Below are 13,946 nucleotides of genomic sequence, written 5' to 3'. Positions count from 1 at the left end.
GTGGGTATTATATAAAATGAAACTTGATCAATTTTCAAGCCCCTCTTTCCACCGCAGGTGAAGAGAGGGTGGTCCAGCGAAGCGTAGACCGGGTGAGTCTCCGCCGCCAGGCTGCGATTATTGCTTATTCAACAAAGGTTTAATACTACCACGATGATAACAGCACTCCACAATCTCCAACTCATTTCCAACGGGCAAATCACCCGAGGCAAAGCCGTTTTAATCTCAGGCAACACCATTATTGATGTTATTGATGATACAGCCATCCCAGCTGATGCCGATAAGCATGATTTAAAAGGCTCATACCTTGCTCCCGGCTTTATCGATTTACAGATTTATGGCAGCGGCGGCTTATTATTCGCGGGCACGCCAACGGTAGCTGCTTTGGAACGACTGGAAAGTGATTTGCTTAACCAGGGCACCACCGGCGTTTTTGCTACTATAGGCACCAATACCAATGAGATTGTTGAAGCGGGAATTGATGCAGCTAAAGCCTATCGCAAGCAAGCGAAGGGCGCTTTTTGGGGATTACACCTGGAGGGGCCTTATCTGAACCCGGCAAAAAAAGGCGCACACCCGGAAAAGTATATCAAAAAAGCTACTCTTGCCGAAGTAAAAGGCTGGGTAGAACGCGCCGAAGGTGAGATAAAAATGATTACCATAGCGCCCGAACTGCAGGACCAGGAGGTGATTGATTACCTGCACAACGCGGGCGTTATCATATCATCGGGCCACAGCAATGCTACTTATGCCGAGGGGAAAGCATTTTTAAACAAACCCATCCCTGCGGTAACCCACCTGTTTAATGCCATGCCGCAAATGCACCACCGCGAACCAGGCTACATCCCCGCTATTTTTGAAGAGCGTCCGTACACCAGTATTGTAGCCGATGGTAACCATGTAGATTGGGCGATGATACGCCTGGCCAAACGCGAACTGGGCAATAAACTGTTTTTAATTACAGATGCGGTTACCTCAACTACCGAAGGGGCCTACCAGCACCGGCTGGTAGGTAATAAATATGTAATGCCCGACGGCACCCTCTCGGGCTCATCGCTTACGATGTTAAAAGCCGTTGAAAACTGCGTAAAACAAGTGGGCATTGAGTTAGCCGAAGCTGTTAACATGGCTTCATTATACCCGGCCGAATTGGCAAAACAGGGTAAAAAAGGCAAAATTGAGAAAAACTTTAATGCCGATCTGGTTGTTTTTAACCCTGATTTTGAGGTAGAAGCAACCTACCTCAACGGTCATTTATTAACAAAGACAACATAAAATTTTAACACTAATTTTTATTCGCTATTTTTGCGGAACGACACCTCATATGAACAACGCTTTATCAATTCATGATATCTACAAAAGCAAGTTCCCTTTATTTCTGTTAATAACAAATCACACCAAATGAAGTACAAAAGAATTTTACTGAAGCTTTCGGGCGAATCGCTTATGGGTACCAGGCAATATGGCATTGATAATGCACAGGTTTTGCAATACGCCCAGGATATTAAAAGTGTTTACGACACAGGAATGGAAATTGCGATAGTAGTTGGCGGCGGTAATATTTTCAGGGGCCTGAGCGCCGAAAAATCAGGCATGGAACGCGCACAAGCTGATTATATGGGCATGCTTGCCACCGTTATCAACTGTATGGCACTGCAAAATGCTTTAGAAAGTATTGGTGTGGAAACCCGCCTGCAATCGGCTATTAAAATGGAGCAAATTTGCGAACCGTACATCCGCAGGCGCGCTATGCACCATTTAGAGGTTGGTAAAATAGTAATTTTTGGTGCCGGTACCGGTAACCCGTATTTTACTACCGATACTGCTGCATCGTTACGTGCAATTGAAATTAAAGCTGATGTTGTACTAAAAGGCACCCGTGTTGATGGTATTTACACCGCCGACCCGGAAAAAGACCCAACAGCAACCCGTTACGACGAGATCAGCTTCCAGGAAGTGTATGATAAAGGTTTAAACGTAATGGACATGACAGCCATTACCCTTTGCCAGGAAAACAAGCTACCTATCATCGTATTTGATATGAACAAAGAAGGCAACTTCATGAAAATAGCCAATGGTGAAGCCATTGGAACACTGGTGAGGTAGAGCCTGTATTTTTTTTCTGTCATCCTGACGAAGGAAGGATCTGTTAACCGCTATGCATCACCGCCTGAAAAGGTTGTGAATAGATGCTTCGCTCTACCCATGGAATATCCAATTTCCTGTCATCCTGAGGTACGAAGGATCTATCAGTTGTGCATAACCGATAGAAAAGTTCGCGAATAGATGCTTCGTACCTCAGCATGACAGTCTTTTATCGTTAAATGCCATTTCCCCTTTAGGGTTTCGCGACATTTTTCTACTCAGCATGATAGTAGTATAAAAGAGCTCCAGAACCTCCCGCTATACACTATTCAAAAATAAAGCCCCATTATTCCGAAATTGGAATAAACGGGGCTTTTTATTTTGATGATGTTATAGCAGCGTAGATAATAGTAAACATGATTGACCCAAACCACAGCACAAACACCACGGCGTGAATTGCTACAGCTACCCGAAAGGTTTTGCCTTGGTTTATCAGTTTAAATATAGATCTGAAAAGCAGGAATATATTACCTACGATGACAATCATGGCGACCAATAACCCCAGCCCCGCCCCTGCTAAATTGGTTGGTGAAAGGCCGGCAGTTATGATAATAAGTAAAAGGGCAAATCCATAAAACATAACAATTGGCTGCCATTTAGTTTCAAGTTTATCTGTTGGATTTATCATTGTTCAGCGTGTCTTCTTAAAAAGACCATTCCGTAAACAGTCTAATTGCTTTTTGTAAAATGTGAACAGGTGTAATGTTTTCAGTTCTGGTTTATTTCAATGTTGCCAAGTATCGTCTCTACAACAGATAGTTCTTTGTCATGGGCATCAGTTCCAAGAAACTCCATATCAACCGAAAACGAGCATATAAATATATAGTTTTTGGTTCCGGTCGTCCAGAAGTAGTTGAGCGTCTCATCACTGCCTTTTTGACTATAAAAGGCAGCATCCCAGTTTCCTATTTTCGTAGCGACGGCTTTCGGGTTACTTTTCAATTCACCCGCGATAATGGCGCTCGCTTTATCGGGGTCGGGACTATTCCCCCACTTATTTGGCGTTATCCGTAAATTGCCGCTCCATTTATCTGTATTAAAGAAAGCATACGTGCCTTCATCATCGTCATATTCCGACCAGTTCTCGGGCAATAGAGTCGAAAACCAACCGGCTGCAGATGTAAATTTCCAGTAGCTCATAATTTCCTCAATGTGATTTTGGGTTTCAAGTCTTCAATTAAAAACAGGTCTGGTCTAAAAAAAGACTTCCGAAGTTTTTAAAACTTCGGAAGTTTGCTTATCATTCGTGAAATTCGATTCAATTCGCGATTATTCGTGTGTATTACTTATCACTCAGCATTATCGGGTTCCCCTTGCCGCCGCCCATGATGATCACTTTGGCGTTTGGCGAAGTGGCAATAGCTACCTGGGCTTTAATAGCCTCGTACTGCAATTGCTTATCCGACAGGCCTGTCGATAATATTTTTTGGTAATCGGCAATACCCTGGGCCTCTACGCGCTTGCGTTCGGCTTCCTGCTTTTCTTTTTGCAGTACGAATTGCATTTTCTGGGCATCCTGCTCGGCGTTAATCTTTGATTCTATACTTGCCCTTACGGAAGCCGGCAAAGTGATATTACGCACCAGTATCTGTTGTAACTCCAGGCCTCTTTTTACAAAGTTTGCTGTAATATAACGGTTTATTTTCTCCTGGAATTCCTGCCTTTTTGTAGAGTACAGGTCAACTGCCGCGTAATTTACTGCGTTGTCGCGTATGGCGGTGCGTGATACCGGGCGAACAATTTTCTCCAGGTAATCTACGCCAATATTTTGAAGGATGAACGGTGCCTTGTCAGGACTTACTCTATATTGTACCGAGAGATCGATGCTCACCTCCAGCCCATCAGAAGATAGCACCCTGATAGCATCGTCGCCCTCCTTTTGCCCCTCGCTGCTAACAGCACTCATGGTGTAGGTTTGCGTACGGGTATCAAAAACAGTTATCTCAACAGCGGGGTTAACTATATGTAAACCACTTTCAAGCACATGATCCTGTACTTTACCAAAAAGGGACTGCACGCCTGCATGGCCCGGCTCAATAACCTTGAAACTGGATAGCAGGAGACCAATGACAACCATTGCCCCACCAACTATACTTATGGTACTACTAAAGTGGCTGGCCGGCTCAGGCGAGCGTTTGAGTACGATGCCCACCACGAGCACGATAACTCCTAAAATTGCTATAAACATGCAATGAAGTTACACCTTTTTCTGCGAGTTCTTTACGTCTTTTAACAGTCTTATTTTTAATATTATAACAGCCGCGCCTGCAAGTATGGCCACGGCCATAACGGTGTAGTTTTTGGCCATAAAATACCGGTAAGCCACAAACGCGCACAATACCAAACCAATGGTATATAATATGTTAAGCACTAATTTAAACGCCATGATTAATATACGCTTAGGTCGGGGTCAATCTCGGCAGCCCAGGCTAAAATACCACCCTGTAGGTTATACAGGTTAGTAAACCCTTTTTGCTCCAGCTGCATAATTGCAGCGGCGCTGCGTTTGCCGCTACGGCACATTACCACTACCGGTTTATCTTTAGATACTTTTTCGCTCTCAATTAAAATGCCGCCAAGGGGGATAGATAATCCGCCAAGATTTGATGTTTCATATTCAAAATCTTCCCTAACGTCAATCAGCTGAAAATCTTCGCCTTTGTCTCTTTTTTCTTTTAATTCCTGTACGGTTATCTCGTTCATGATCAATAAAATTATAATCCAAAGGTAGCTTTTTTTCTAATGCAAATAATTACGGGCAATTTTTGTAACAATCAACGCATAAGAGCGTTTATTATATGATTTACTGCGCAATAGACTTTTAAGTAGCTTTGGCCCGTAAATCGCGGATGGCCCGATTAATAATTTGACATCAATATTAACCGGCATCTATTTAAAACAACCGATATACATGAAAAAAGTTACCCGCTTTTTCTGGTTTTGTTCAGGAGCGCATATAGATACACTTAAGAAATATCCAATCGAGCATAACAAATATGTGGGCATTGGGGCTACCATATTTTTCACGGCATTGTTTGCATCTCTTTCGGGAGGCTATGCCATGTACTTTGTTTTTAACGGCGATGCCTTTGCCGTTGGCTTTGCAATACTGTTTGGTTTATTATGGGGTACCGCCATTTTTAATATGGACAGGTACATTGTATCAAGTATTAATAAAGAAGGAACAACCAACCAGCAGATACTGCAGGCATCACCCCGGATATTATTGGCGATAATGATTGGGATAGTAATATCGCGCCCCCTGGAGCTGAAGATATTTGATAAAGAGATCCGTCAGAAATTAAAGCTATCCTACCTTAAAGGCCAGCACCGTAAAATTGATACCCTCGAAAAAACGTATAATCAAAAGTACGCCATGGAGATGGGTAAAACCGGCGATCTGAAAAAGGAAAAAGATTCGCTCGAAAAAGATATTAACCGGACCCGTTTCCTGCTTAACCAGGAAGTTTTTGGAGATAAAACCAACCAAACATCGGGCATTACCGGCTACGGCACCTACGCCAAACAAAAACAAGCCGTATTGGAAGAAAAGGAAGCTCGCCTGAAAACGGTTACCGATAACCTGGGTCAGCTTGACGAATATCTGGGCCATCGCAAAGACTATGAAGGACTAAACAGCACCCGGCTGTTTACCGATCATCAGCTGGATAGCCTGGCCAATGTTGCCGGGTTTTCTGACCGTAACTGGGCGCTGGGGCAGCTATCATATAATGAAAATGGCACGCGCGACCTGGATACCTATATGGCCATCTCATTTATTGGTTACCTGTTCATCTTATTTGAATGTTTGCCGGTGTTTGTGAAACTAATGTCGCCCAAAGGGCCGTACGATGTGGCTGTTGCCAAAACGGCCGAGGCCAATATATATATGGCCGACAGGGACAAGGATTTGAATATCAGCGTTACTGATAACACATACGATCATAGCCTGGAAACCGACGTAGAGCGGCGAAAGCGTGTGATCTCTTCAGAGTCTAAATACGAGTTTTAGCAATTAAGCCGGTATTTCCCAGGATTGATAGTTTAATACCGGACTTTTATATCCAGGGAAATTATTCCGCAGGATAGATGGCCGTGAAAAAAATACTTCTAAAAAAAGCAGGCTTGTAACGCATTTGTAGCTAAACTATAAGTTAAAGAACGCTCGTGTTCCCGGCAGTTCATCCGCCCACATTATACCGATATAATCATGGTTTTTAAGCGAAAAGCTTTCAAGCCAATGATTAAAGCAGGTTATGAAGCAATATTATTTTTAACAAAAACTAAAAAACGAATTAAACTATCGGTTTATACCGGTTGGATTTACAGCCTTTTTCATAGTGTCAAAAGCCCTATTTTGCCCTCTATTTGAGTGCGTTAGATAAAATTTTTAAAACAAAAAATCCAAAGATCTATTAATATCGTTAGATAATAAATATATTAATAGAGATGAAAGAGACGCTGAATAATAAAGTTAAGGCTATTGCGGCCAATGTCAGGAAAACCAGGGAACAGTTAAATTATACCCAGGAATACCTGGCTGCCAAGCTAAAAATATCGCAAAATGCATATAGTAAGATAGAACTCGGGTATACCAAAATAACGGTGGAAAGACTTTTCCAAATAGCCACCATATTGGAAGTGGATGTACACGACCTGATAGCTACCGAAAAAACAGCCGCCGCGTAATATGCATTAATTAGGCTCCTATTTCGCCGGGTAATGTATATTTGCAGCCGGATGGAAACAGGACAGCTCATTGATAATACCGTACAATTTGTACGTGAAACATTAAAAAATGCCGAAGGTGGCCACGACTGGTGGCACATACATCGCGTTTGGACCAACGCCAAACTGATAGCGCAAACCGAAAAAGCCGATCCTCTCATTGTTGAACTTGCTGCTTTACTTCATGATATTGCCGACAGCAAGTTCCATAACGGCGATGAAGAAATAGGCCCGCGTACCGCTGGCAATTACTTGCTGAGCCAAAACGTGGATGCAGCTATTGTTGAACATGTGCAGCAAATTATCAGGCACATGTCGTTTAAATCAAGCTTTGATAAGCAAACCTTCCACTCGCCCGAGTTGGCCATAGTACAGGATGCCGACCGGCTTGACGCCATTGGCGCTATAGGTATAGCCCGGGCCTTTAATTACGGGGGCTTTAAAGGGCGCGAAATTTATAACCCCGAAATTGAGCCCAACTTAAACATGAGTAAGGAAGAGTATAAAAATTCGCCCGCCCCTTCCATTAATCACTTTTACGAAAAATTATTATTACTGAAAGATAAGATGAACACCCCTACCGGTCGCCAACTGGCCGAGCAACGTCATCTGTTTATGGAAGCTTATTTGCAGCAATTTTACCTGGAGTGCAAACCATAAGCCCCGATAATCGTTTCAAGATCAACTTTTACGCATGAAAAAAACTTTATTTTTTATAACGCCCCTGTTGTGTACCATGCTTACAGCAAAGGCGCAGGATACGCTTAAGCAACAACGTTTTAATTTCCATTTCCAGCAAACCGTTATTACCCAGTACAAACCATCATTTGGGGCCAATTATACCGGCGATAATAGTTTGCTCACCAAATCAGAAACGCAAACGTCCATCACCACCACGTTATTTGGCGGGGCCAGGCTTTGGAAAGGCGCGTCGGCTTTTTTTAACCCCGAACTATCCGGCGGTTCGGGCTTAAGTAAAACCCTGGGCGCTGCAGGTTTTCCCAATGGCGAAACTTTTCGCGTTGGCGGCTCGGAACCTAAAATTTATATTGCCCGCCTCTACTTTACCCAAAACTTTGAATGGGGAAAAGAGAAAGATACCCTGCAAGACGATAATAACCAGCTTGCCGGCTTAAAAAGCAAGCGCTATTTTTCGGTAACCGCAGGTAAATTTGGCATGGCCGATTTTTATGACGGTAACGAATTTAGCCACGATCCACGCTCACAGTTTATGAACTGGGCTTTGATGGATAACGGCGCCTGGGATTACCCGGCCAACACCCGGGGCTATGTCATGGGGATCCATACCGAATTAGGCATGCCCAACTGGACGCTAAGGTTTGCCTTCACCATGTCGACAACTACTGCCAACGGAGCTATCTGGGATGCCAAAGTTGGCAAAGCCAACACCCAGACAATGGAATACGAGAGGCGCTATACTATCAATGGAAATAAAGGAACCGTGCGCATTTTAGGGTTCCGCAATAACGGCAAAATGGGCAACTACCGCGATGCCCTTGCCGTAAGCGCCGTTAACCCTGTAGTTGATACCAATTTGGTTTACGGCAAACACAAATATGGCTTCGGCATCAGCGCTGACCAGTACCTGAGTAAAGATTTTGGTGTATTTGCCAAATTGAGCTATAACGACGGCCACACCGAAACCTGGTATTTTACCGAGATAGACCGCTCGTTAAGCTTTGGCGGCGTGTTAAAAGGAAACTCCTGGAAACGCAGTGACGATGAGCTGGGGCTGGCATTTGTGGCAAACGGCCTATCCGGCCCGCACCGCGATTACCTGGCCGCAGGCGGTTACGGTTTCATTATTGGCGATGGGAAGCTGAACTACAGCAACGAGCTGATTGCCGAGTTGTATTACAAAATTAACGCCTATCAAAAAAAGTTCTGGCTATCGCCCGATTACCAGTTTATTGCAAACCCCGCGTACAATAAAGACAGGGGGCCGGTGAATGTGTTTTCGTTGAGGGTGCATGTGGAGTTTTAATTATACCTATATTTAAAATAATAATCCCGTATCGTGATGCTCATTTGTTCGGCATCGCCGGCAATTAAAATGCCTGCTATCGAAATTCCGCTGGCTATATACCCATAGTAAATCCTGACTATGGGGTTTTTTATTTGGGGCCAATTGCGCCATGTTGTTCTAAGCGACATTCTTAGCCCTTGTACCTTATCTATGCTTTCAATATCCCGCCAGGCAATAGTATAGCCGTTTTTCTGTATAAAAATAAATTCGCTGGTAATTACAATAGCCGGAATGCCCCGCAGCACATAATAAATGTGCCTGGTAAAAAACAACAGAAAATAATCGATAACCAGCACCAATATGATAGCGCTGGAATAATCTTTATAAATCAAAAGCTTGTTAAAAATCGAATAAACAGGCTGGCCCAATAAAAGTACAGACAGAATCATTGGTAAAATGAAGTATGGATTGTATTTATAAATTCGCAAGCCATCCATATCTCAATCTTTTAGCTCATCAAAGCCAGGGTGCCAAAGTAAACCAGCATACAGCCGGAGCTTAAAAAGTTCATGCGCATGGCATTTTTAAAATCGGCATTAGCTGTCGATTTTCCTACTTTGTAAAACCAGTAGTTAAAAAACAAAAATATGGGCAATGCACATAACAGGAAAAAGTAAAAATTTGCCAATTTGCCCGCTAAATGCCAATAGTAAAAAGAGCATGCTATGCCCAGGGCGAACATGGCGCCCGAAAAAATAAATGAGCCTTTGTAGCCCAATAATAAACTGATTGTCCTGTCGCCACGGCGGCTGTCTTCTTCGTGCTGGTAAACCTGGGTGAGCGGGTACGATGCGCCAATAAGGCATGAGCAAATTGCCCCGGCTACAATAAACCCGGTATCCCAGCGCCTGAACAGGCTGAGCCCGCTTAATGCCGAATAGGTGACGTAATAAATAAAGCATCCCTGGAAAATAAATACCGTTAAAAAACTGATGATAGCGTACTTTTTTAACCGTGTAGCAGAATGACTATACAGTTTAGACATGATGCCATAAATAAGCACCGCCACCGCAAACTCCCAGCTAATTAAGAAACCCAGGCCGAAAGCAAGAGCTTCCAGCAGGATAGAAAAATAATAGAGGCTGATATCAACCTCGGGCGGTTTCTCTAACAGGCCAATGCTATCCTCATCCTTATCAAAATAACTGTTATACCCGTTACTTGCCGGGAACGCCAGAAAATGCCAGATAAAAAATATAAGTATAGCCTGCCCTGGCTGTACAAAAGTAGCCTGGCTAAATGCAAACAAGTAAACAGGCAACAAAAAAACGGAGAAAACAAAACGCATGTGGGCCCAGGTCGACCTCGTGGGGATTAATTGTTTCAATTTCATGCGGGCATATTTATATTCATTGGCTAAAGCAACCAATACTATTTGTTAAAACGTATTAAACCTGCAGCCGGTTGCTTAATCTTACTAATGTAAAAATTAGTTAACGATAAATCATTATGTTTGAAAATCACCTTAGCAACAGTATGACCAGGAAATTATTTAGCATTACAATTTTATTTTTTTTAGCAACAAACGCGTTCGCGCAAAGTAAAGTAACCCGATCGGCAGTTACATTCAAAATCAAAAATCTGGGCTTTAATGTCGATGGCTCTTTTGGGGGCTTTAATGCCGATATTAATTTTAAGCCCACCAGTCTTGCCACAAGTTCGATAGAAGCCTCGGTGGCCTCAAATACGGTTAATACCGACAATGAAAGCCGCGATAACCACCTGAAGAGCGAGGATTACTTTGATGTTGCTAAATATCCCAAAATCATCTTAAAGTCGGTTTCATTTAAACACAAAAGCGGAAGCAACTATACCGGCAGCTTTAACGTAACTATTAAAGACAAAACAAAGTTGATTGAAATACCTTTTACGTATATTGAAGCGGGTAACACCGCCACGTTTAAAGGCGATTTCCAGGTTTTAAGGACAGATTTTGGTATCGGTGGCAAAAATGTAATTTTATCCAACGAGGCCAATGTGTCGATAGAAACGGAGATCAGTAAGTAAAAGAATATACTGCTTCAGGCTTTTAGCCTTTAGCTTTAAGCTTAATATTAATGGAGAGTTGCATCAGTGCCATCGGGATAGCAAATCCCCATAACCGGATAGCCCAGCAGGATATTTACCATTTTATGGTGAATGCCTTTGGGTTGGATGCAACTAATGCCGCACGCTTAAAAAGTATTTATGATAATTCAGGTATCGATTATCGCTACTCCGTAATCTCTGATTTTGGCGAAACCGATCCATCCAACTATACCTTTTTTGATCCGTCCGGAAGTTTCAACCCTTTCCCCGATACCCGCAAACGTTTAAAGCTTTACCAGGACGAGGCAATTGCTATCGCAATCAACGCCGTTAAAAACTGCCTTGCTGGTTTTGGAATGGACGTTACAAAACAAATCACTCACCTGGTTACCATAAGCTGCACCGGCATGCACGCCCCGGGGATTGATATTGAGCTGGTAGAGAAACTGGGGCTTAACCGCGATACCGAGCGTACCTGCATCAACTTTATGGGATGTTATGGCGCCATAAACGGCCTTAAAGTGGCCGATTATATTTGCCGTGCCAACCCCGAAGCCAAGGTTTTGGTAGTAAGTGTGGAGTTGTGCACCCTCCATTTTCAAAAAGATAATACGCTGGATAACTGGGTGGCCAACTCCCTGTTTTCAGACGGGGCCGCCGCGGTATTAGTCGAGAACACTTCACAACGCCTGGGTAAAGGGACCAGCCTCACCCTGAAAAACTTTTATACCGAATTTGTGACAGAAGCCCGCGACGATATGGGCTGGTATGTAGGTAATACCGGTTTCGAGATGAAGCTAACTTCGCGGGTATCAAAACAGATCAGGAAAAATATTAAGGCTTTAACACGCCGCTTTTTGCAAAAGGCAAAAATTAATGCAGATGAAATAACCGCTTATGCTGTACACCCCGGTGGCCGTAAAATATTGGAAGCTGTTGAGGAAGCGTTGGAGCTACCCGAAGAAAGCAACACATTTGCATATGAAACGTTGCAGCAGTATGGTAATATGTCATCAGCAACCATTCTGTTTGTACTGCAAAAAATGCTGAAGGCCGAAAGCCTGGTTAATCAAAAAATCATGAGCTTTGCTTTTGGGCCGGGTTTAACGGTTGAGGGTATGATATTGGAGATGCATTGCTAAAGCCTATGAACGATGTAATTATAGTTGGCGGTGGCCTTGCGGGATTATTTAACGCGATATTATTGAACCGCGCCGGCTTAAAAGTTACCCTCGTCGAAAAAAAAACATACCCCATGCACCGCGTATGCGGCGAGTACATCTCCAACGAAGTAATCCCGTTTTTAAATTCTTTAGATATCAACCCCGATCAGCTGAATGTTGCCCGCATTAACCGGGTTGAGGTTACAGCCGCTTCGGGTGCTAAATTTACCCAAAAGCTTGATCTGGGCGGCTTTGGTTTAAGCAGGTATACGTTCGATAATTTTTTATACCACAAAGCGATAATTGAAGGTGTAAATTTTATGACAGGTACCCGGGTAGAGGATGTACGCTACACCGGCAATCAATTTGAGGTGGTTACGCCCGGCAAAGTATTAACAGCCCCCCTTGTAATAGGCTCATTCGGCAAACGGTCGAACCTCGATCAAAAACTGAAGCGGCCCTTCTTTTATAAACGCAGCCCTTACCTGGCCGTGAAGTTTCATATAAAAATGGATTTGCCGCAGGACCTTATCCAGCTTAATAATTATAAAGACGGCTATTGCGGCGTAAGCAAAACCGATGGCGACAGGTACTGCATGTGCTACATGGCGCACCGCGATGACCTGCGCAAATACGGCAGCCTGCAAGGGTTAGAAGACAATGTTATCCGCAAAAACCCATATCTCGACGATATATTTGCCAATGCCGAATTTTTACTGGATAAGCCCGAGGTAATTAATGAGATTTCGTTTGAAAAGAAAGCCCCGGTTGATAACCATATTTTAATGAGCGGCGATACCGCCGGGATGATAGCGCCACTATGCGGCAACGGGATGACTATGGCTATTCACTCAGCTAAGATTCTGTCAGAGAAAATCATCAGCCATTATAAAACCGGCAAATTTAATGAAGATAACCGTGTAGCCTTAGAAGCCGATTATACCGATGCCTGGAACCGGCAATTTGCGCAGCGGTTATGGGTAGGCCGGCAATTGCAGCGCCTGTTTGGCAATAACAATACTACTGCGCTTACGCTCCATGTGTTAAATGGCCTGCCGCCGTTATCCCGGTACCTGATTAGTAAAACCCACGGAAAACCTTTTTCATAAGGTTGTTGTATTGATACCATGCCCAATTTAAAACACCGCGCCTTTGATGCCGAAATCATGGATGACCCGGGTCTGCCCGACAGCGAAATAGCTCCCGTTTTGGAGGGTTTAGGCAAAATAAATTCGTGGTTTGGCAGCCATAAAGAAGCTATAAAGGCTTTTAAAAAATTCCCGGTACTGCGAGGCTACTCCATAAGTGACTGGGGTTGCGGTGGCGGCGATACATTGATAGCCATTGCCAAATGGGCGCAACAACAGCAATTAAACCTGGTGCTTACCGGCGTTGATGCTGCTCCTGCAGCGGTAAACTACGCGCTGCGCGCGTCAACAGAATATGACAATATCAAATACATTCTGGCCGACGTAATACAGGACACTGACTTGTTGGGCTGTCATGATATTATCATCAGCAGCTTGTTTACCCATCACTTCGACGACGAACATTGGGTGAAGATGATTAAAAACATGCATGCCTCGGCCAAAAAAGGAATAATTATTACCGATTTGCATCGCCATTGGGCGCTATACTGTGCGGTTATTTTTATTACTCATGTTTTAACCCGCAATAAAATGGTGCGTTACGATGGGCCATTATCGGTAAAGCGGGGCTTTAAAAAACATGAATTATTAATACTTCTTAAAAAAGCACAAATTGATAACTTTAAATTAACATGGAAGTGGCCGTTCCGCTGGGCTTTAGTGATCTATAAGTAGTAACTTTACCTT

The 13,946-nt window shown here is 43.5% G+C and carries 17 protein-coding genes; 10 read left to right on the top strand and 7 right to left on the bottom strand.

All coding sequences use genetic code 11. The annotated features are described in order from the left end of the window. Positions 1-153 precede the first annotated feature (153 nt). Together nagA and pyrH are read left to right on the top strand one after the other, a co-directional pair. On the top strand, positions 154-1,275 hold the full coding sequence (gene nagA / locus AC1DXF_RS18900; protein WP_477450261.1) for an N-acetylglucosamine-6-phosphate deacetylase: 1,122 nt from the start codon (positions 154-156) through the stop codon (positions 1,273-1,275). A gap of 126 nt (positions 1,276-1,401) precedes the next feature. Continuing rightward, positions 1,402-2,106: a UMP kinase gene (gene pyrH / locus AC1DXF_RS18895; RefSeq protein WP_477450260.1), complete on the top strand. Its 705-nt coding sequence runs from the start codon at positions 1,402-1,404 to the stop codon at positions 2,104-2,106. 355 nt (positions 2,107-2,461) lie between these two features. Here the strand turns inward: pyrH and AC1DXF_RS18890 are convergent, their stop codons facing one another. The 5 genes from AC1DXF_RS18890 to AC1DXF_RS18870 form a co-directional block, all read right to left on the bottom strand. Then, complete coding sequence (locus AC1DXF_RS18890; RefSeq protein WP_477450259.1) at positions 2,462-2,773, bottom strand: hypothetical protein; 312 nt, start codon at positions 2,771-2,773, stop codon at positions 2,462-2,464. Between the two features lie 80 nt (positions 2,774-2,853). After that, complete coding sequence (locus AC1DXF_RS18885; RefSeq protein ID WP_477450258.1) at positions 2,854-3,285, bottom strand: DUF3805 domain-containing protein; 432 nt, start codon at positions 3,283-3,285, stop codon at positions 2,854-2,856. 142 nt (positions 3,286-3,427) lie between these two features. Then, positions 3,428-4,333, bottom strand: a complete 906-nt coding sequence (locus AC1DXF_RS18880) for a prohibitin family protein (protein ID WP_477450257.1) — start codon at positions 4,331-4,333, stop codon at positions 3,428-3,430. A 9-nt stretch (positions 4,334-4,342) separates the two neighbouring features. Then, entirely contained in the window at positions 4,343-4,531 is a 189-nt protein-coding gene (locus AC1DXF_RS18875; RefSeq protein WP_477450256.1) for a DUF6358 family protein, read from the bottom strand. 2 nt (positions 4,532-4,533) lie between these two features. Continuing rightward, positions 4,534-4,848, bottom strand: coding sequence for a rhodanese-like domain-containing protein (locus AC1DXF_RS18870; RefSeq protein ID WP_477450255.1), 315 nt, complete (start codon positions 4,846-4,848; stop codon positions 4,534-4,536). A gap of 208 nt (positions 4,849-5,056) precedes the next feature. On the opposite strand from AC1DXF_RS18870, the gene AC1DXF_RS18865 reads away from it, so the two are divergent. The 4 genes from AC1DXF_RS18865 to AC1DXF_RS18850 all read left to right on the top strand — a co-directional run bounded on the left by AC1DXF_RS18865 (position 5,057) and on the right by AC1DXF_RS18850 (position 8,878). After that, entirely contained in the window at positions 5,057-6,157 is a 1,101-nt protein-coding gene (locus AC1DXF_RS18865) for a DUF4407 domain-containing protein (RefSeq protein WP_477450254.1), read from the top strand. Positions 6,158-6,594: 437 nt separating this feature from the next. Beyond that, positions 6,595-6,834, top strand: a complete 240-nt coding sequence (locus AC1DXF_RS18860; protein WP_477450253.1) for a helix-turn-helix domain-containing protein — start codon at positions 6,595-6,597, stop codon at positions 6,832-6,834. A 51-nt stretch (positions 6,835-6,885) separates the two neighbouring features. Then, entirely contained in the window at positions 6,886-7,533 is a 648-nt protein-coding gene (locus tag AC1DXF_RS18855) for an HD domain-containing protein (RefSeq protein ID WP_477450252.1), read from the top strand. 34 nt (positions 7,534-7,567) lie between these two features. Beyond that, entirely contained in the window at positions 7,568-8,878 is a 1,311-nt protein-coding gene (locus AC1DXF_RS18850) for a carbohydrate porin (protein WP_477450251.1), read from the top strand. Here AC1DXF_RS18850 and AC1DXF_RS18845 read toward each other — a convergent pair. Both AC1DXF_RS18845 and AC1DXF_RS18840 read right to left on the bottom strand, forming a co-directional pair. Beyond that, entirely contained in the window at positions 8,875-9,309 is a 435-nt protein-coding gene (locus AC1DXF_RS18845; protein WP_477450250.1) for a hypothetical protein, read from the bottom strand. The genes AC1DXF_RS18850 and AC1DXF_RS18845 overlap by 4 nt on opposite strands. Before the next feature lie 59 nt (positions 9,310-9,368). Continuing rightward, on the bottom strand, positions 9,369-10,253 hold the full coding sequence (locus AC1DXF_RS18840) for a UbiA family prenyltransferase (RefSeq protein WP_477450249.1): 885 nt from the start codon (positions 10,251-10,253) through the stop codon (positions 9,369-9,371). Positions 10,254-10,396: 143 nt separating this feature from the next. Here AC1DXF_RS18840 and AC1DXF_RS18835 point away from each other — a divergent pair, with 143 nt between their 5' ends. The 4 genes from AC1DXF_RS18835 to AC1DXF_RS18820 are packed head-to-tail and all read left to right on the top strand — an operon-like array spanning position 10,397 to position 13,934. Then, positions 10,397-10,927: a YceI family protein gene (locus AC1DXF_RS18835; protein ID WP_477450248.1), complete on the top strand. Its 531-nt coding sequence runs from the start codon at positions 10,397-10,399 to the stop codon at positions 10,925-10,927. A 50-nt stretch (positions 10,928-10,977) separates the two neighbouring features. Next, on the top strand, positions 10,978-12,090 hold the full coding sequence (locus AC1DXF_RS18830; protein ID WP_477450247.1) for a type III polyketide synthase: 1,113 nt from the start codon (positions 10,978-10,980) through the stop codon (positions 12,088-12,090). A 5-nt stretch (positions 12,091-12,095) separates the two neighbouring features. Further along, positions 12,096-13,220, top strand: coding sequence for an NAD(P)/FAD-dependent oxidoreductase (locus tag AC1DXF_RS18825; RefSeq protein ID WP_477450246.1), 1,125 nt, complete (start codon positions 12,096-12,098; stop codon positions 13,218-13,220). An 18-nt stretch (positions 13,221-13,238) separates the two neighbouring features. Then, positions 13,239-13,934 (top strand): methyltransferase domain-containing protein, encoded by a 696-nt coding sequence (locus AC1DXF_RS18820; RefSeq protein ID WP_477450245.1) that lies wholly within the window; start codon positions 13,239-13,241, stop codon positions 13,932-13,934. Positions 13,935-13,946: the final 12 nt, after the last annotated feature.

Source organism: Mucilaginibacter sp. P2_A5, from assembly GCF_056404995.1.
This window is presented reverse-complemented; position numbering and strand designations above follow the sequence as displayed.